Source organism: Microbacterium testaceum StLB037 (genome assembly GCF_000202635.1).
Lineage (GTDB): Bacteria > Actinomycetota > Actinomycetes > Actinomycetales > Microbacteriaceae > Microbacterium > Microbacterium testaceum_F.
This window is the reverse complement of sequence record NC_015125.1, coordinates 609,464-627,207: the sequence shown is the minus strand read 5'-3', so window position 1 is coordinate 627,207 and position 17,744 is coordinate 609,464. Positions and strand designations below refer to the sequence as shown.

Below are 17,744 nucleotides of genomic sequence, written 5' to 3'. Positions count from 1 at the left end.
TAGGTATTTCGGGGGACACTCGCCCGCCCGCGTCACGCGGTGAAGCTGTGCCACCCCGCCGCGCGGTCGAGCTGGGTGCGCAGCCCGCGCGCCGACAGCTCCCACCGCGAGCGGGACGCCGTCTCGGGCACCGTGGCATCCGCGACCTCGCGCGCGTAGGCCTCGCTCACGACGACGACGGCCGCGGCCAGCTCCTCCTCGGTGGGCGTGCCGCGCACGACCTCCGCCACCACGGGCGGCAGAGCGGGGTCGCTGTCGGTGCGGGGGCGGGCGTCGCTCACAGCGGGATGTTCCCGTGCTTCTTGGCGGGCAGGCTCGCGCGCTTGTTGCGCAGGGCTCGCAGCGCCTTGGCGATCGACACGCGCGTCTGCGCGGGCTCGATGATGCCGTCGAGCTCCCCGCGCTCGGCGGCCAGGAACGGGGATGCCACGTTGTACGTGTACTCGTTCGCGAGGCGCGTGCGCACGGCCGCGACGTCTTCGCCCGCCTCCTCGGCGCGCTTGATCTCGCCGCGGTAGAGGATGTTGACCGCTCCCTGACCGCCCATGACGGCGATCTCGGCGGTGGGCCAGGCGAGGTTGATGTCGGCACCGAGCTGCTTCGACCCCATGACGATGTACGCACCGCCGTAGGCCTTGCGCAGGATGACGGTGACCAGTGGCACGGTGGCCTCGGCGTACGCGTACAGCAGCTTCGCGCCGCGGCGGATGACGCCGGTCCACTCCTGGTCGGTGCCGGGCAGGTAACCGGGCACGTCGACGAGCGTCACGATCGGCACCGAGAACGCGTCGCAGAACCGGACGAAGCGCGACGCCTTCTCGCCCGCGTCGATGTTGAGCGTGCCGGCCATCTGCGAGGGCTGGTTGGCGATGATGCCGACCGTGCGGCCCTCGATGCGTCCGAACCCGATGACGATGTTCGGGGCGAACAGCGGTTGCACCTCGAGGAAGTCTCCGGCGTCGACGATGCCCGCGATCACCGTGTGGATGTCGTACGGCTGGTTCGGCGAGTCGGGGATGATCGTGTTCAGCGAGCGATCGGCATCCGTCGTCTCGAACTCGAACGGGGTCTCGTAGACCGGGATCTCGGCGAGGTTGTTGTCGGGAAGGTACCCGATGAGCGTGCGCGCGTAGTCGATCGCGTCGTCCTCGTCATCGGCGAGGTAGTGGGCGACACCGGAGCGGCTGTTGTGCGTGAGCGCACCACCGAGCTCTTCCATGCCGACGTCCTCGCCGGTCACGGTCTTGATGACGTCGGGGCCGGTGACGAACATCTGGCTCGTCTTGTCGACCATGATCACGAAGTCGGTGAGGGCGGGGGAGTACACCGCGCCGCCCGCGGCCGGGCCCATGATGAGCGAGATCTGCGGGATGACGCCCGAGGCCGCCGTGTTCAGGCGGAAGATCTCGCCGTACTTGCCCAGGGCCACTACACCCTCCTGGATGCGGGCTCCGCCGGAGTCCAGGATGCCGATGATCGGGATGCCGCTGCGCAGCGCCAGCTCCATCACCTTGATGATCTTGTCGCCGGCGACCTCGCCCAGCGACCCGCCGAAGGTCGAGAAGTCCTGCGCGTAGACGGCGACGGTCCGGCCGTGGATCGTGCCCGTGCCCGTCACGACGGAGTCCCCGTAGGGACGCGCTTTGTCCATGCCGAACGCCGTCGTGCGGTGGCGCACGTACTCGTCGAGCTCGACGAAGGAGCCCGGGTCCACGAGCATCTCGATGCGCTCGCGCGCGGTGAGCTTGCCCTTCGCGTGCTGCTTGTCGCGGGCTGAGGCTTCGGCGTCGACGACCGCCTCCTGGAACCTGGTGCGCAGGTCCGCGATCTTGCCGGCGGTGGTGAAGAGATCGGGCTGGTCGGTCACGCCTTCCACCCTAGCGACAGCCTCGTCGCCGACGTTGGAGGGTGCGCACAAGCGAATCCGCAAGGCACTGTGGCATCCGTCCAGGTTCGTCGCGCGCCGTGCCGAGAACGGGAAGTGCAAGCGGATGCCGTCGCCTCGACGATTCCCTAGGGTGTGGGCATGCCGATCCCCGAAGCCGGATACCCGCGCACCGCCGCCGTCAGCCCCCGCGTCCAGGTGGTCGAGACCACCGACTCCACCAACGCCGATGTCGTCGCGGCGGTCGCCGCGGACCCCGCGGGCTGGCCGCACCTCTCTCTCCTCGTCACGCGCGACCAGCGCGCCGGACGGGGGCGCCTCGACCGCAGCTGGACCGCCCCGGCGGGGACGGCGATCGCCGTCTCGGTCGTGGTCGACGCCTCGACCGTGCCCCCGGCGCTGCGCGGCTGGATCCCGCTCGCGGCAGGGGCGGCGATGACGCGTGCGGTGGGTGCCCAGCTCGCCGGGCACAGCGGCACGACGGAGCTGAAGTGGCCGAACGACGTGCTCGTGGACGGGGGCAAGATCTGCGGCATCTTGGCCGAGGCGGTGCCCGGAACGTTCGACACCGTCGTGGTGGGGGCGGGCGTGAACACGCGGATGAGCCGAGCCGATCTCCCCGTGACGACCGCGACCTCGTTCGCGGCGATCGGAGCGGAGTGCGACGAGGACCGCCTCATCGCGGACTACGTCACGGGACTCTCCGAACTCCTGACTGCGCTCTCCGGGGGTCGCGAGGAGCGCGTGCACAGCGACATCGAGAAGCTCTGCGCCACGGTGGGCCGGGACGTGACCGTCTCCCTCCCCGACGGCACGACGCTCTCGGGTCGCGCGACGCGTCTGGACGAGACGGGCCGGTTGGTCGTGGAGGCGGGAACGATCGTCGAGGCCGTGTCGGCGGGCGACGTCGTCCACGTGCGCTGAGGGGCGCGCCCCGCGTGTGCGCCGGACGGTGCGGCGCCGACCCCGCACAATGAAGGGGTGACCCAGCCGACCAGCTACGGAGGGCGCCCGCGCACGCCGGCGCCCGGTGCCGCGGCTCCCGAGCTGCGTATCGCGCGGATCCGTTCGCACGCCCGGCGCCTCGTGTGGTCGGCCCTCGTGCTGATCGCCGTCGCGGGGGCGACGACGTACTTCTACGACAACCTGCCCGCTCCGTTCGAGAACTGGATGCTCGTGAGCGCGGCCGCGGCCGTCGTGCTGCTGCTCGTCGTGCTGCCGTACATCGTGTGGCTCTCGCACTCGTGGACGATCACCACCCGACGCGTGATCGAGCGCTCGGGCTTTTTCGGCTCGCGTCGTCAGGAGATCTCCCACGTGCGCGGCTACTCGATCCAGATGCGCCGGGGCGTCCTGCAGCGCCTCTGGGGCGCGGGGACGCTCACGCTCTCGAACGGCGTGGAGCCGCCGCTGCGGATGAAGAACGTGCCGCAGGCCGTCCTCCTGCACGAGACGCTCGTCGACCAGGTCGAGGTCAACCAGATCCTCGCGCACCGCGACTCGCAGGCGTTCGGCTCCGGCTCCGTCGACGTCTGACCTCGCGCGGGCCCGGTCCCTTCGACGGGCTCAGGGACCTCGCCGGGGCCCGGTCCCTTCGACGGGCTCGGGGACCTCGCGCGGGCTGGGGCATCGCGCGGGCTTGAGGGCTCCCGGGGCGAGGGGGCTGAGCCTGTCGAAGCCCCCGCGGGGCACGCACCCGGCTCGCACCCTCGCGAGAGGCCCGACAGAATGGATCCCGACGAAGGGAGCGGCATGGCGCTGCGAGTCGGAGTGATCGGTGGCGGACAGCTGGCGCGGATGATGATCGCGCCCGCCGTCGAACTGGGGATCGAGATCCGCGTCCTCGCCGAGGACGAGGGCATGTCGGCCGCGCTCGCGGCGTCGGCGGTGGGCGACTACCGCGACGCCGAGACGGTGCTGGCCTTCGCGCGCGACGTCGACGTCATCACCTTCGATCACGAGCACGTGCCGCAGGACGTGCTCGCCGCGCTCGTCGACGCCGGCGTTCCCGTCCACCCCGGACCCGCGCCGCTCGCCGTCGCACAGGACAAGCTCGTCATGCGGACGCGCATGGCCGAGCTGGGCCTTCCGCAGCCCGACTGGGCCGCGGTCGCCGACGCCGCCGAGCTTCAGGCCTTCCTCGACGCCCACGGCGGTCGTGCCGTGGTCAAGACGCCCCGGGGCGGGTACGACGGCAAGGGCGTGCGGGTCGTCTCCGCGTCCACGGAGGCCGACGACTGGTTCGCCGCTCTCGCCGAGGACGGCAACGGCGGTGCGCTCCTCGTCGAAGAACTCGTGGACTTCACTCGCGAGCTCGCCCAGCAGGTGGCCCGCCGCCCGTCGGGGGAGGTGCGGGCGTATCCCGTCGTCGAGACCGTGCAGCGCGGCGGGGTCTGCACCGAGGTCGTGGCGCCCGCTCCCCGCGCCGATGCCCGTGTCCAGCGGGTCGCCGCCGACATCGGCGTCGCCGTCGCGGACGGACTCGGCGTCACCGGCATGCTCGCCGTCGAGCTCTTCGAGACCAGCGACCAGCGCATCCTCATCAACGAACTCGCGATGCGTCCGCACAACAGCGGCCATTGGACGCAGGACGGCGCGGTCACGAGCCAGTTCGAGCAGCACCTGCGGGCTGTCCTCGACCTTCCGCTCGGATCGACGGATGCCACCGCCCCCTGGGCGGTCATGATCAACGTTCTCGGCGGTCCCGCCGAGGGGACGCTCGAGGAGCGCTTCCCGGCCGCGCTCGAGGCCCACCCGGCCGCGAAGGTCCACACGTACGGCAAGGCCCCGCGCCCCGGTCGCAAGGTGGGGCACGTCAACGTGACGGGCGAGGATCTCGACGACGTCGTGTACGAAGCGCGCGCGGCGGCGGCGTTCTTCGACTGAGGTGAACTCCTGAGCGTGCCGTTGCGAGATCTTCCAGCGAGCCGCCCTAGCCTGGACCGGTGACCCGGCCGCTGCATTCCTCCGAGACGCCCGTGGTCGGCGTCGTCATGGGCTCCGACTCCGACTGGCGGGTGATGAACGCGGCCTCCGAGGTGCTCACCGAGTTCGGCATCCCTCACGAGGTCGAGGTCGTCTCGGCCCACCGCACTCCCGACAAGCTCGTGCGGTACGGGCGGGAGGCCCGCGCCCGGGGGCTCCGCGCCATCATCGCCGGGGCCGGGGGTGCCGCGCACCTGCCCGGCATGTTGGCATCCGTCACCGCCCTGCCCGTGATCGGCGTCCCCGTCCAGCTCGCCACCCTCGATGGACTGGACTCGCTCCTGAGCATCGTGCAGATGCCTGCGGGGATCCCCGTGGCGACCGTGTCGATCAACGGGGCGAAGAACGCGGGACTCCTGGCCGCTCGCGTCCTCGGCGCGGCCGACCCCGAGATCGGCGACCGCGTCGAGGCCTACGCGCGCGACCTGGAGATCCAGGTCGAAGAGAAGAACCGCCGACTCAAGGAGTCCCTATGACGCTCGCGCCGCCGCGCGCGTCCGGGCGCTCCTCGCTGGTCGAGCAGCGTCCCCTGCGCAATCCCGACCTCGGGTCGACGTCGGTCATGACGCGCCGCGGCTGGTGGTTGATCGTCGCGAACCTGCTCCTCCCCGGCTCCGCGCAGGTGCTGGCGGGCAACAGGCGCCTCGGTCGGTTCGGGCTCGGGGCGACCCTCGCGCTGTGGGTGATGATCGTGCTCATCGCGCTCGGCGCCCTTCTCGCGCCCAGCACCGTGTTCGCCATCGCGACCGGCTCCTCCATCCCCGACTTCCTCTCGTGGTTCCGCTGGGTGCCGCTCACGCTCGTCCAGGGCGTGCTCATCGGATACGCGGTGCTCTGGATCGTGCTGACGATCGACACTCTGCGTCTGGTCCGGCTCGTGCGGACCGGTCCGCTCGCACGCTTCGGCATCGCGATCGTCTCGATCGGTCTCACCAGCACGCTGGTGGCGGGCGCGGGATGGGCGGTGCAGACGGCCGGCACGACGCGTGACGCGTTCGCGGAGATCTTCGCGCAGTCCGCTCCCGTCGTCCCCCCGTCCGACGGCTACTACAACATCCTGCTGCTCGGGGCCGACTCCGGTGAAGGCCGCGACTCCATGCGCTTCGACAGCATCTCGGTGGTCTCGATCAACGCGGCCTCCGGCGCGGTGACCATCACCGGCATCCCGCGCGACATGCCGAACTTCCCCTTCGCCCCCGGTCCCATGCAGGACAAGTACCCCAACGGGCACGAGGGCAAGTTCGACCCGACCTGCGGCTGGGGCAGCGGCATCAACCAGCTGCGCACCGAGGTCGAGGTCTGCCAGGACGGAAATGCCCTGTACCCGGATGCCGTCGCCCACGGTTCCGAGCCGGGCATCGAGGCGACCAAGGACGCGGCCGAGGGCATCCTCGGCATCCAGATCCCGTACTACGTGCTCCTCGACATGAAGGGCTTCGCCAATCTGGTGGACGCCCTCGGCGGCGTCGACATCACCGTCGACGAGCGTCTGCCCAAGGGCGGGCCCGCTTACGACGGCCAGCCCGTCGACGACTGGGCCTTCGGATGGATCGAGCCGGGCGCGCAGCACATGGACGGCGACACCGCGCAGTGGTACGCCCGCTCGCGCTACACGACGAGCGACTTCGACCGCATGCGGCGCCAGCGCCAGCTGCAGGAGGCGATCCTCGCGCAGTTCACCCCCCAGAACGTCCTCACCCACTTCCAGGAGGTGGCCGCGGCGGGGACGAACATCGTCGAGACCGACCTCCCGCAGGGGCTCATCGCCCCGACGCTGGTCGACCTCGCGCTGAAGGCGAAGGACCAGCCCGTCTCGACCATCGAGCTCACGCCCGACGGCGGGGTCGACGAGTTCGACCCGGACTACGCCCAGGTCCAGCAGATGGTCCACGACAAGCTGCATCCCCCCACCGAGACGGAGACACCCGCCCCGTGACCGTCACTCTGCGCGTCGTGCTGGACCAGCTCGTCGCCCCCACCTCCCGTGATCTCGCCGAGGCCTCGGCGTCTCTCGCGCAGGCGCTGATCGACACCGCTCCGCGCGGATGCGACGTCGCCAGCATCGTCCCCTCGCCCGGCCTGCCCGAGGATGCCGGTGTGACCGGGCTGTCCGCCGAGACCCGCCTGTCCATGCGCCGGCGCGAGCTCGCGGCCTCCTGGCAGCTGGGCGTCGCCCCCGGCGTCGGCAAGGGGCTGATCCATTCACCGACGGCGCTCGCCCCGCTCGTCCGACACGACCGGGTCAACGAGACGCACCAGATCGTCGTGACGCTCTGGGACCTCCGCGCGTGGGAGACGCCCGACGAGCTGCCGCGCGCCGAGGCTCTCGCCTCCCGGGCTCTGCTGTCCCGCGTCGCGAAGCACGCTGACGCCGTCGTCGTCCCCACGCACGCGATGGCCGAGCGGCTCGGCGAACTGGCCAAGGCCAAGCTCGTGTCGAAGATCCGCGTGATCGGTGGGGCGCCGGCCGCCGGGATGCGTGTTCCGTCGGACGCGGTCGGTCGTCTTCGCGCCCTCGACCTGCCCACGTCGATGCTCGCCCTCGCGGGCGGCAGCGCAACCTCCGACGGCCTCGCGGACGCTTTCGCCGCCGTGACGGCCGCGCACTGGGAGGGCGACGTCGTCGTCCTCGACGTGCCCGAGGGGGAGGAGCCCGCGGTCGTCGAGCTCGCCGTCGCCGCCGGGATCCCCGAGGCGCGCGTGCACGCGCGCGGTTCGCTCGATCAGTGGGATCGCGCGGCCGTGCTCTCGCACGCGTCCGCCTTCGTCTCGGGGTGCGCCCGGACCGACTGGCCCTGGCGCGCGGTCGATGCGCTGGCCGTCGGCGTCCCGATCGTCGCGGTCGACACGCCCGTGCACCGGGAGGTCCTCGCGGATGCCGTGGCCCTCGCGCCCGCGGACGACCTCGGGGCCGCGCTGACGCGGGCTCTGGGCGAGGACGGCGCGCGCCTGCGGGTGCTCGCCGGCGACCGCGCGAAGGGCTTCGCCTGGGAGCCCTGCGCCGACCGCATCTGGGCGCTGCACGCCGAGCTCTAAGCGCTCTCGACGAGCACACGGCGGGAGCGTCCGCCCCTATGCTCGAACGCATGCCTGCACGCGCCGGGATCGTCGTCCGCACCCGCCACCGCCCGGCGTTCCTCCGTCGGGCGCTCGGCGACATCGCCGCGCAGCGGTCCGACGACTGGCAGGTCGTCGTCGTCAACGACGGCGGTGACGCGGCCGAGGTCGATGCCCTCGTCGACGAGGCGGCACTCGGCGATCGCGTGCGCGTCGTCCACATCGCCCCCGGCGACGGCGGACGGTGCGTCGCGGCGAATGCGGGTGTGCGGGCCCTCGAGACCGAGTACGTGGTGCTGCACGACGACGACGACCGGTGGCATCCCGCTTTCCTCGAGCGCACGGTCGCGTGGCTCGACGCGCACGCCGCGCACGCGGCCGTGTCGGCGGCGACCGAGATCGTCTACGAGGAGAACCGCGGCGGCACCTGGGTCGAGGTCGGCCGCGCCCCGTTCTGGGCGGGTATGAGCCGCATCTCCCTCGGCGAGATGATGAGCGTGAATCGGGCCGTCCCGATCTCGGTCGTCTATCGACGCCGCCTGCACGAGGAGATCGGCTGGTACGACGAGACGCTCGACGCCGTCGAGGACTGGGACCTCTACCTGCGGATGCTGCGCGATCACGAGATCGGCTTCCTCGCGGGGGAGCCGCTGGCGTTCTGGACCCAGCGTCCCGACTCGGTCGGCCTCGACGCCAACAGCATGTTCGGTCTCGCGGCCGAGCACGCGCGCGACGACGCGGTGGTGCGCGACCGCGCGCTCGCCGAATGGGTGCACCGCGAAGGCCCAGGACTCCCGCTGTACCTCGCGTCGCTCCAGACCCAGCTCGCCGCGCACGTCGACGAGGCCGTCGACCGTCTCCGGGCCGAGCTGCGCGAGGACGTCCGCCGCGAGATCGACGCCCACCAGCCTCTGCTCTCGCGGGTGCGGCGGCTGCGGAGTCGCCTGAGACGGTGACGGCGCGCCCGTAGAATCGAGGGATGCGCCTGGGTCGCCTTCGGGAGAGTGTCCGCCGTTCTCGCGAACTCCCCGTCGTCGGACCGGTGGTCCGCGCCGCGGATCGCATCTGGTGGGCACGGACGATCGGCCGTTCGGAGCTGGTGGATGCCGAGTACTACGGCACCCAGCTCGGATTCCCGCGCGTACCCCGGTCCATCGCGATCGCGCACTACGTCGCGTGGGGCTTCCGCCGCGGGATGAGCCTGAACCCGCTGTTCGACGACATCGTCGCGGGGGGCCAGCTGCCGGAGGTCTTCCGCGTCCCCGCGCTGTACGCCTACCTGCTGAGCGAGCGGGAGACCGTCCGCGTGCACCCGTGGTGGGATGCCGAGGAGTACGGCCGGAAGCACGGTGGTCCCGGCCTCGAACACGCCTGGACCCACCGCGACGCGGAGATCGAGCTGACGGCGGCGGGACACCTCCGGCGAGCGACCGTCGACGAGATGCGCCGACGCGCGCTCGCCGCCGCGCGGACGTGGCGGCGGCACCGGGCGAGTCGCGGAGTGAAAAGCACACCCGGCGATGTGGGACTGATCCGCCCGATCCAAGCGCGCGATCGTCGATACGACCGCAAGCTCGCGCAGGCGGCCGCCAGAGCCGCCCACGACCGCGTGATCGTCCCTCTCGTCGGCGTCGATGCGTCGCAGTGGGTCTCGGCGCATCTGCTGGCCGACGTCGTCCCCGAACTCGGGCTCTCCGGCGAACGCTCCCGCGTGACCTGGCCCGCAATGCTCCATCGCGCCGCAGCGGCGCTCGACGTGGACGTCAGTGCGGTCCTCGACTCCCGTGCCGAGTTCACGGATGACGAGATCGACGCTCTCGTCGACACCGCTCGCGCACACGTCGTGGCGCTGCCGGTGCACCGTGCATTCGACGGCACGGTCCTCGGCGTCGGCGCCGCCGAGACGGGTGGTGCCGCCGCGTGGGGAATCCTCGCCGAGCATCCGGTCGAGGATCTCGACGCACTCGACGCCGTCGTCGATGTCCCCCTCGTGCACGGACTCAGCATGGCGCTGCCGCACGCGGTGCTGCGCGAGACGCTGGAGCGCGATGCACCGACGTCCGCGACGGCGTTCGCGCGCGCCTTGCGCTCTCGGACGGGGGCCAAAGCCCTCACCGGCATCCGCCCTGTGCTCGAGGAGCCGACCCTGGTCTTCGCCGAACCGCGTCCCTCGCAGAAGGGCAGCGATCGCGACCGCGGAGTCGCCGCCGACCTCGTCACGGCCGCCGGATTCGACGTCCTGTCGTGGCGGACGGGGGAGGGGCGTACGGTCGAACCGGTGCGTCGGTGGCGACGCCCCACTCCCGATGCCGAACGCTGGGCCATCAAGATCTGCGCACCGGCGGGTCGGCGCGGTGCCGTCTGGGGTGACATGCACTTCGCTCGCGGTCTCGCTGCAGCCCTCCGGCGGCGCGGCCATACCGTCGTGATCGATGCTTTCGATGCGCGGGCCCGGCGAACGGCTGATCTCGACGATGTCAGTGTCGTGGTGCGCGGGCCCTATCGCATCGATCCGGTGGGGCCCGGCGTCAGTCTGCAGTGGATCATCAGCCATCCCGACGACCTCACGCGCGGAGAACTCGCGCAGTTCGACCGTGTCTTCGCCGCCTCCGAGCGGTGGTCAGCGCGTACACGGGAGCGATGGGGAATCGACGTGCAGCCTCTCCTGGAAGCCACCGACACCGATCTGTTCCACCCGCGCGGTGTCGATCGCACCGATGAGATCGTCTTCGTCGGTACCGCGCGCGGTATCGCGCGACCGAGCGTGGTCGTGCCACTGCGGGCGGGGCTGCCCGTTCGCGTCTACGGACCCGACTGGCGTCCTTTCATCCCGCACTCCGCCATCGCCGCCCAGACCATCGCGCATGCCGAACTCCCCCGTCGCTACGAGTCGGCCTCGATCGTGCTCAACGACCAGTGGCCGGCGATGCGTCGCCAGGGTTTCATCGCGATGCGTCCGTTCGACGTCGTCGCCGTGGGAGGACGCGTGATCTCGGAGGACGTCGACGGGATCGAGGAGATCTTCGGCGGAGCCGTGATCGCCTACCGCGATGAACGGCACCTTCTCGAGTTGCTCGAGGCGGACCCCGACGAGATCTTTCCCGACCGGGTGCGCCTGGGGCAGATCGCGGAACGTGTCCGCGCGGAGCACTCCTTCGACGCTCGCGCCGCGATACTCGACGAGGCGGCTCGCAGCGCTCGCTCAGCCCGGTCGGCTCGTACCGGACGCTGAGCCACGCACAGGGAGTCCTCGGACGGCCCTCTAAGCTCGATCCCGTGCGTTCACTCCTCCGCCGGGCCGTCTGGCAGATCAACGCGATCCGTCACCGCGACCCGCTCTCCCCGGCCGTCTTCGCCCGTCTCTTCGGAGCCCGTCGGCGACGCCCCTGGGATCCGACGGTCCGCCCGCGGCGCATCGTCGTCCTCCGCAGCGACGAGATCGGCGACACCAGCACGACGCTGGCCCTCTTCGCCGCGATCCGCGCCCACTGGCCCGAGGCGACCGTGCACTTCGTGCTCAAGCCCGGACCCGCCACGATGTTCCACGCGACCCCGACCGTCGATCGAGTCATCGAATGGATGCCGGTGACGGAGGGGTCCGCGCTCAAGCGTCAGATCCTCACGGCGCGGCAGGGGCTCCGCCGCTTCGGCCTCCGGGGGTACGACCTCGCGATCCTGCCGCGGTGGGACTTCGACGACACCCCGGTCCGGTACCTGGCGGTCGCGTCGCGCGCGCGCTCGGTCGTCGGGTTCGCTCCGGTCCCCGAGCGCGAGCCGGAATGGTTCGGCCCGCAGGACAAGCTGCTCACCGATGTCATCTCACGCGGCACGACGCCGCGTCTCACGGTCGGGCAGTTGCGTCGCGTCGCCGAGTACCTCGGCCTCCCCTGGGAGGATCACCGCCTTCCGCCGGTCGGCCGAGGTCTCTTCGATGACGCCGACCTGCGCGCGGCGACCGCGAAGGCGAGCCTCGGCGACACCGACGGGATCGTGGTCGGCCTCGGCATCGGAGCTCGCGACGCGAAGCGTCAGTGGCCCGTCGAGGATCTCGCCGAAGTGATGCAGAACCTCGCCGCCGAGCGTCCCGTCGCGGTCCAGATCCTGGGCGGCGGCGTCGACACCGCCCGCGCCCGAGAGCTCGTCTCCTTGCTCGAAGCCCGCGGCATCCGAGCCGTCGATCTGGCCGGGAAGCTCAGCCTGAGCGAGAGCGCAGCCGCCATCTCGCGGTGCGATGTGTTCCTGGGCAACGACTCGGGCCTGCAGCACATCTCGAGCAGCCTCGAGGTGCCCACGGTCGTCGTGACCTGCCACCCCGCGAGCGGCTCGCCGTGGAGCGACAACGCCCCGGAACGCTTCGGCCCGTGGTCGGCGCGCAGCGCGATGCTGCAGCCGTCCCACCCCGCCGACGGGTGCGTCGACGAGTGCGTCGCGCGCGAACCCCACTGCATCCGAGCCGTGCGCCCCGACGAGGTCACCGCGGCCGTCGAGGGGCTGCTCCGGGAACCCACCGACTGAGTCCGTTACGCTCGTTCGGTCCGGCCGCCCGCCGGTCCGCCCGTCCCATGTCTGGAAGTCACATGTCCGCACTCCCCCCGATCACTCCGCAGCACATCCTCGGCTTCGAGGGCGCTCGGGTGGTCGTGATCGGTGACGCCATGCTCGACCGGTACGTGGCGGGGGCCGTGGACCGTATCTCGCCGGAGGCCCCCATCCCGGTCCTCCGCGTACGGCAGGACCGCAGCGTCGCGGGAGGCGCGGCCAACGCCGCGATGAACATCGCTGCTCTCGGCGTCCAGACCACCCTCGTCGCCGCGTGGGCCGATGACGAGGCCGGACGGGAGCTCGAACGACTGCTCTCCGGCACGGGCGTCGTGACGTCGCCCATCCGTCGCGGCGCCGCCGCGACCATCGAGAAGCTGCGCGTCGTCGCCGGGATGCAGCAGATCGTGCGTGTCGATCGCGAGGACCTCACCCCTCTGGATGCCGAGGGCGCTGACGCGGCCTTCGCGGCTGTCCGCGCGGCCGTGGGCGAAGCTCCGTCCCGCACGGCGATCGTCGTGTCCGATTACGCGAAGGGCATGCTGAGCGAGGATCTCGTCGCGCGGGTGATCGATCTGGCGAGCGAGCTCGGCATCCCGGTGGTCGTCGATCCGAAGTCCACGGACATCCGCAAATACCGCGGCGCGACGATCGTGAAGCCGAATTTCGCGGAGGCCCTCCAGATGTCGGGCTTGCGCGCCGATGCCCCCGACGACGAGACCCTCGACCTGATCGCCGAGCGGCTGCTGATCGGCGGCATCGGGTCGCTCGCGATCTCGCTCTCCGCCGTCGGCGTGGAGGTCATCGAGACGAGCGCCCGCACGCGCATTCCGACGCGTGCTCGTCTCGTTGCAGACGTCTCCGGCGCCGGAGACTCGATGATCGCCGGGATCTCCGCGGGCCTCGCGGCCGGTCTCAGCACGCTTCAGGCGGTTCAGGTGGGCAACATGGCCGCGGGTATCGCGTGCGGCCGACCCGGCACCGCGGTCGTCTCGAGCGCCGACTTGTTGAACGAACTTCTCGTGGAGTCCTCGCCCGAGGATCGGCCCGGCACGATCGAGGATTGGGACGAACTTGCCCAGCTCGTCGCCGTCGAGAAGGACGCGGGTAAGACGGTCGTCTTCGCCAACGGCGTGTTCGATCTCCTGCATGCGGGGCACGTGGCGCTCCTGCGCGAAGCGCGCTCGCTCGGCGACGTCCTCGTCGTGGGTGTGAACTCCGACGAGTCCACCGCCCGTCTGAAGGGGCCGACGCGTCCCCTGCAGCCCCAGGCCGACCGCATGAGCGTCCTCGAAGCGGTGCGTTACGTCGACTTCGTCACCGTCTTCGGTGAGGACACCCCCCGCGAGTTGATCCGCGCCATCCGCCCCGACGTCATCGTCAAGGGCTCGGACTACCGCCCCGATCAGGTCGTCGGGGGAGAAGATGCCAAGGCCTGGGGCGGGCGCGTCCACATCGTCAACCTGCTCGACGGCGTGTCGACCACTCGCTTGTCGCAGGGTCAGCAGGTCCGTCGCGGCTGACCGCGTCGGATCCGAGGAAGGGAACAAGATGGGTGTTCTTCAGGAGAACCTGCTCGAGAACGCGCAGCGCATGGCGGCGCTCGCCGAGGACGCCGCCTTCGGTGCGGCCTTCGATCGGGCCGCGGATGCCATGATCACGTCGCTGCGACAGGGGGGAACGCTCCTGGCGTGCGGCAACGGCGGGTCGATGACGAACGCGCAGCACTTCGCCGAAGAGTTGACCGGTCGCTTCCGCGGTAACCGTCCGCCGCTGCGAGCCATGGCGATCTCGGACCCCTCGCACCTCACGTGCGTCGCGAACGACTACGGCTACGAGTACGTGTTCTCGAAGTTCGTGGAGGCCTTCGCCCGCCCCGGCGACGTGCTTCTCGCTCTCTCCACCAGCGGGAAGTCCCCGAACGTCTTGCGCGCGGCGGAAGCGATGAAGGCCGCCGGCGGCATCGTGGTGGCGTCGTCCGCGACGGCGGAGTCGCCGCTCGGACAGGTCGCCGACGTCACGATCGCGCTCGGCGCGAGCCGCTGGGCCGACCGGGTCCAGGAATCGGAACTCGTCGTCATCCACTCGTTGATGCAGGCGATCGAAGACGGTTTCGGCTACTCCGCGGAGTGACCCGGGCTCGCTGCCACCAGGGGAGCGAGAGCGGCGGCGAAGGTCGCGAGACTCGGGTAGGTGAGGTCGGCCGCGGGGTCGGCTTCGGGAGCGATCCGCACGGTGGCCCCGCCACCGTTCGCCGCGGCGAGGCGTCGTCCCATCTCGACGTCGCCGGGGGTATCGCCCACCATCACCGAGAGCGCGCCGTCCATTTCCGGGTGTTCCGCGAGGTCGTCCTGCGCCATCCCCGGGCGGGGCTTGCGGCACGGGCAGTCGTCGGCGTCGAGATGAGGGCAGTACCGGATGCCGTCCAATCGTCCGCCGGCCTCGACGATGTCGTGTCGCATCCGTTCGTGGAGCTCGGCGAGATCGGCTTCCGTCATCAGACCCTTGCCGATGCCCTGCTGGTTGGTGACGAGGACGATGCGCGGCGCCCACCGTGCGAGGACGGCCAACGCGTCCAGGACGCCCGGCTCGAAGTGGAACTCGTCCCAGGTTCGGACGTAACCGCCCATGATCCGGGTGTTGACGACGCCGTCGCGGTCGAGGAACAACGTCCAGGAACGACCGACCCGTTCGTCGACGAGGGCGAAAAGACGAGAATTCACCCGTCGACGCTAGCAGTGGCGCGCGACGCGGACCGGAACCTCCCGCTACGTTGACCGCATGGCCTCACGGGTTTTCACCGGCATCGCTGCCCTCGCCGTCGTTCTGGCGTCCCTCACGAGCGCGACCGGGGCGGCTGCCCTCGAACCGCGTCCGACCGTGCCGTCGCCGGCCCCGACCGCTCGCGTCCAAGCGGCGCCGAGCGGGGATGCCGACGCGACCGGCGAACTCGTCGAGCTCTCCGACCTGCCGGGCTCGACCGGATCGACCTTCTTCGTACGCGACGAGGCCGGTGAGGCGACGGCCGTCACCGCCGACGCCGTGGAGAAGGTCGGAGCCGTGGCCGGCGACAGGGTCGAGATCGCGGACGGCGAGCTCTCGGTCCTCTCCGAGGTCGACGCGGCTGCCGCAGGCCTCGCGCACTCGGTCGACGTGGTGCTCGTCACCGTGCGAATGCCCGCCGCAGACGGCCGACCCGCGTACGAGGCGCGGCCCTCCGCGTCGGTGGACACCGTGCGGTCCTGGCTCTCCTACGCCTCCGACCATCTGAGGCAAGCCAGCAATGGTCGGGTGGCCTCTCTCGCCCTGGGCGCGCAGGCCGAGATCACGACGGCAGGAACGTGCCAGCTGGATCTCGCGGGTTCGTCCGGCGATCTGACCGTCTGGAACGAGGCCGCTCGCGCCATCGCGCCGGGGCGGAGCGCCGCGAGCTACGAGAACAGCGGAGGGCGCCACCTCCTCGTCGTGTTCCCCGAGGACTGCGCGGAGGCCTGGCAAGGGTCGGTCGGGATCGCGAACGTCGGCGGGGGCCTCTCGTACGGCGGCAACATCGCTCTGCTCGACGTCGGCCAGGGGCAGCGTCAGGCCTTCCTGCACGAGTTCGGCCACAATCTGAGCCTCCGGCACGCCAACAACTACGCCTGCCTCCCGCTCCAGCGGCATTGGGAGGGGAATGACGGTTGCGGCTTCTCCAAGTACGCCGACATCTACGACCCGATGGGCGTGGTCGTCGACGGCGACTACGACTCGCCGCTGTTCAACGCCGCGCACCGCGACGCGCTCGGGGGATACCCGCAGGGAAGCCTGGTGACGGTCGAGCAGGATGCCTCGACCTCTGTCACGTTGCGTGCGGCTTCGTCGACGACCGGCACCCTCGCGGTCAAGGTCCGCGATTCCAACGGGTGGGACTACTACCTCGACCTCCGTAACGGTCGTGGCTCGTACGACGGTGGTGCGTACTACACGCGCGGTCGTGGATGCGACATCACCTGGGTGTGCACGCGCGACTACGGGGTCCGAATCACCCAACAGCAGTCCGCCGACACGACGTCCTACGCGGTGGCGAGCTCGCAGGACGACGGCGACGGATACGCGCTCGTGAAGGGCGATTGGTTCTCGTCGTCCGAGGGGTCCAGCTGCGACATCTGGCTCTCGGTGGACGACATGTCGACCGATGGCGCCGGCCGTCCCACATCGGCGACGGTGACCGTCCGCACCGGCGACAAGGCCCCCGCCTGCGGGACCAGCCCCGACGGGGTCCATCCCTGGTTCCAGGCGAAGTACAAAGAGCTCGGCGGTGCCTCCGGCCCGCTGGGCAAGCCGGTCGCCCCCATGGTCTGCCAGTCCTCGGCCTGCTGGCAGGAGTTCGCCGGCGGCGTGCTGACCTCGGACGGTACCCAGATCGTGATGCTGTCCACCGCCTACGTCACCACGTGGCTCGCGAACGGGGGCCCGGACGGCGCCCTCGGGCTCGTCGCCGGCCCGGAGTCGTGCTTCGGAACGTACTGCGCAACCCCCTTCGCCGGTGGGGCGATCACGTGGGTGCCGGGTCAGGGCGTCACCGCCGTGCCGGTGCACCCGTGGTTCCAGGCGAAGTGGAAAGAGCTCGGGGGGATCACCGGGGCGATCGGAACGCCCACGGAAGCAATGCGGTGCCAGTCGTCCGCGTGCTGGCAGCAGTTCACCGGCGGGGTCCTGACCTCGGACGGTCGTCAGATCGTGCGGCTCTCCTCCGACTATGTCTCGACCTGGACCGCCTGGGGTGGGCCGGACGGCGACCTCGGGCTCGTGGCGGGCGGCGAATCCTGCTTCGGGTCGTACTGCCAGGCTTCGTTCGTCGGGGGAGTCATCGTCTGGGTGCCGAACAGCGGGGTCTACCCCGTGGCGAAGAAGTGGTTCTACCCGGCGTGGATGGAGCGCGGGGGCGCCACCGGCGCGCTCGGGCTGCCCTCGGACGCCATGAAGTGCCAGTCCGCCGCGTGCTACCAGGTGTTCCAGAACGGGACGCTGACCTCGTCGACATCCGGCATCCTCTCGCTGTCGTCGGCATACGTGTCGATGTGGATCGGCGGCGGCGGTCCGGACGGCCAGCTCGGTCTCCTCACCGGGCCGGAGGTCTGCTCCGGCTCGTTCTGCCAGGTTCCATTCCAGCGGGGCCTCATGGTCTGGCAGCCCCGGACCGGGGTGCGCATCCTGACCGGGAGTGAAGCGGACGAGTGGCGGCGCACCCACCCGGTTGCCGCGCCCGTGCGGTGACGGACTGCTTTCACAATGAAAA

15 protein-coding genes are annotated in these 17,744 nt (G+C 70.9%); 12 read left to right on the top strand and 3 right to left on the bottom strand.

Translation table 11 applies throughout. The features are described from left to right. Positions 1–32: 32 nt before the first annotated feature. Positions 33–281 (bottom strand): acyl-CoA carboxylase epsilon subunit, encoded by a 249-nt coding sequence (locus MTES_RS02885; protein WP_013583682.1) that lies wholly within the window; start codon positions 279–281, stop codon positions 33–35. After that, positions 278–1,867 (bottom strand): acyl-CoA carboxylase subunit beta, encoded by a 1,590-nt coding sequence (locus tag MTES_RS02880; protein ID WP_013583681.1) that lies wholly within the window; start codon positions 1,865–1,867, stop codon positions 278–280. The genes MTES_RS02885 and MTES_RS02880 overlap by 4 nt, the downstream gene beginning before the upstream one ends. A gap of 159 nt (positions 1,868–2,026) precedes the next feature. Here MTES_RS02880 and MTES_RS02875 point away from each other — a divergent pair, with 159 nt between their 5' ends. The 11 genes from MTES_RS02875 to MTES_RS02825 all read left to right on the top strand — a co-directional run bounded on the left by MTES_RS02875 (position 2,027) and on the right by MTES_RS02825 (position 14,599). Further along, complete coding sequence (locus MTES_RS02875; RefSeq protein WP_043360938.1) at positions 2,027–2,809, top strand: biotin--[acetyl-CoA-carboxylase] ligase; 783 nt, start codon at positions 2,027–2,029, stop codon at positions 2,807–2,809. A gap of 57 nt (positions 2,810–2,866) precedes the next feature. Then, positions 2,867–3,421: a PH domain-containing protein gene (locus tag MTES_RS02870; RefSeq protein ID WP_013583679.1), complete on the top strand. Its 555-nt coding sequence runs from the start codon at positions 2,867–2,869 to the stop codon at positions 3,419–3,421. 216 nt (positions 3,422–3,637) lie between these two features. Next, a complete protein-coding gene (locus MTES_RS02865; RefSeq protein ID WP_043361971.1) occupies positions 3,638–4,771 on the top strand; it encodes a 5-(carboxyamino)imidazole ribonucleotide synthase in 1,134 nt (377 codons plus the stop codon). A 107-nt stretch (positions 4,772–4,878) separates the two neighbouring features. Next, positions 4,879–5,346: a 5-(carboxyamino)imidazole ribonucleotide mutase gene (purE, locus tag MTES_RS02860; RefSeq protein WP_043361969.1), complete on the top strand. Its 468-nt coding sequence runs from the start codon at positions 4,879–4,881 to the stop codon at positions 5,344–5,346. Further along, positions 5,343–6,806, top strand: coding sequence for an LCP family protein (locus MTES_RS02855; RefSeq protein ID WP_013583676.1), 1,464 nt, complete (start codon positions 5,343–5,345; stop codon positions 6,804–6,806). The genes purE and MTES_RS02855 overlap by 4 nt, the downstream gene beginning before the upstream one ends. Next, on the top strand, positions 6,803–7,906 hold the full coding sequence (locus MTES_RS02850) for a glycosyltransferase (protein ID WP_013583675.1): 1,104 nt from the start codon (positions 6,803–6,805) through the stop codon (positions 7,904–7,906). The genes MTES_RS02855 and MTES_RS02850 overlap by 4 nt, the downstream gene beginning before the upstream one ends. Before the next feature lie 50 nt (positions 7,907–7,956). Then, positions 7,957–8,883, top strand: a complete 927-nt coding sequence (locus MTES_RS02845) for a glycosyltransferase family 2 protein (protein WP_043361966.1) — start codon at positions 7,957–7,959, stop codon at positions 8,881–8,883. Between the two features lie 23 nt (positions 8,884–8,906). Beyond that, positions 8,907–11,159: a glycosyltransferase family protein gene (locus MTES_RS02840; RefSeq protein WP_013583672.1), complete on the top strand. Its 2,253-nt coding sequence runs from the start codon at positions 8,907–8,909 to the stop codon at positions 11,157–11,159. Between the two features lie 44 nt (positions 11,160–11,203). Continuing rightward, positions 11,204–12,442 carry a glycosyltransferase family 9 protein gene (locus tag MTES_RS02835; RefSeq protein ID WP_013583671.1) on the top strand — a complete coding sequence of 413 codons (1,239 nt, stop codon included), beginning with the start codon at positions 11,204–11,206 and terminating at the stop codon, positions 12,440–12,442. 62 nt (positions 12,443–12,504) lie between these two features. Next, the gene (gene rfaE2, locus MTES_RS02830; RefSeq protein ID WP_013583670.1) at positions 12,505–13,989 is read left to right on the top strand and encodes a D-glycero-beta-D-manno-heptose 1-phosphate adenylyltransferase; all 1,485 of its coding nucleotides are present in this window, start codon (positions 12,505–12,507) and stop codon (positions 13,987–13,989) included. Positions 13,990–14,017: 28 nt separating this feature from the next. Beyond that, entirely contained in the window at positions 14,018–14,599 is a 582-nt protein-coding gene (locus MTES_RS02825; RefSeq protein ID WP_013583669.1) for a D-sedoheptulose-7-phosphate isomerase, read from the top strand. Here MTES_RS02825 and MTES_RS02820 read toward each other — a convergent pair. Then, entirely contained in the window at positions 14,584–15,189 is a 606-nt protein-coding gene (locus MTES_RS02820; RefSeq protein WP_013583668.1) for a D-glycero-alpha-D-manno-heptose-1,7-bisphosphate 7-phosphatase, read from the bottom strand. The two genes, MTES_RS02825 and MTES_RS02820, sit on opposite strands and share 16 nt — an antisense overlap. A gap of 58 nt (positions 15,190–15,247) precedes the next feature. On the opposite strand from MTES_RS02820, the gene MTES_RS02815 reads away from it, so the two are divergent. After that, a complete protein-coding gene (locus MTES_RS02815) occupies positions 15,248–17,722 on the top strand; it encodes a hypothetical protein (protein ID WP_013583667.1) in 2,475 nt (824 codons plus the stop codon). The last annotated feature ends 22 nt before the right edge of the window (positions 17,723–17,744 follow it).

What these genes read in the sequence shown, in the direction of transcription:
- MTES_RS02875 (WP_043360938.1), top strand. Translation starts at nt 2,027, where the DNA reads ATGCCGATCCCCGAAGCCGGATACCCGCGCACCGCCGCCGTCAGCCCC.
- MTES_RS02865 (WP_043361971.1), top strand. Translation starts at nt 3,638, where the DNA reads ATGGCGCTGCGAGTCGGAGTGATCGGTGGCGGACAGCTGGCGCGGATG.
- purE (WP_043361969.1), top strand. Translation starts at nt 4,879, where the DNA reads ATGGGCTCCGACTCCGACTGGCGGGTGATGAACGCGGCCTCCGAGGTG.
- MTES_RS02855 (WP_013583676.1), top strand. Translation starts at nt 5,343, where the DNA reads ATGACGCTCGCGCCGCCGCGCGCGTCCGGGCGCTCCTCGCTGGTCGAG.
- MTES_RS02845 (WP_043361966.1), top strand. Translation starts at nt 7,957, where the DNA reads ATGCCTGCACGCGCCGGGATCGTCGTCCGCACCCGCCACCGCCCGGCG.
- MTES_RS02840 (WP_013583672.1), top strand. Translation starts at nt 8,907, where the DNA reads ATGCGCCTGGGTCGCCTTCGGGAGAGTGTCCGCCGTTCTCGCGAACTC.
- rfaE2 (WP_013583670.1), top strand. Translation starts at nt 12,505, where the DNA reads ATGTCCGCACTCCCCCCGATCACTCCGCAGCACATCCTCGGCTTCGAG.
- MTES_RS02825 (WP_013583669.1), top strand. Translation starts at nt 14,018, where the DNA reads ATGGGTGTTCTTCAGGAGAACCTGCTCGAGAACGCGCAGCGCATGGCG.
- MTES_RS02815 (WP_013583667.1), top strand. Translation starts at nt 15,248, where the DNA reads ATGGCCTCACGGGTTTTCACCGGCATCGCTGCCCTCGCCGTCGTTCTG.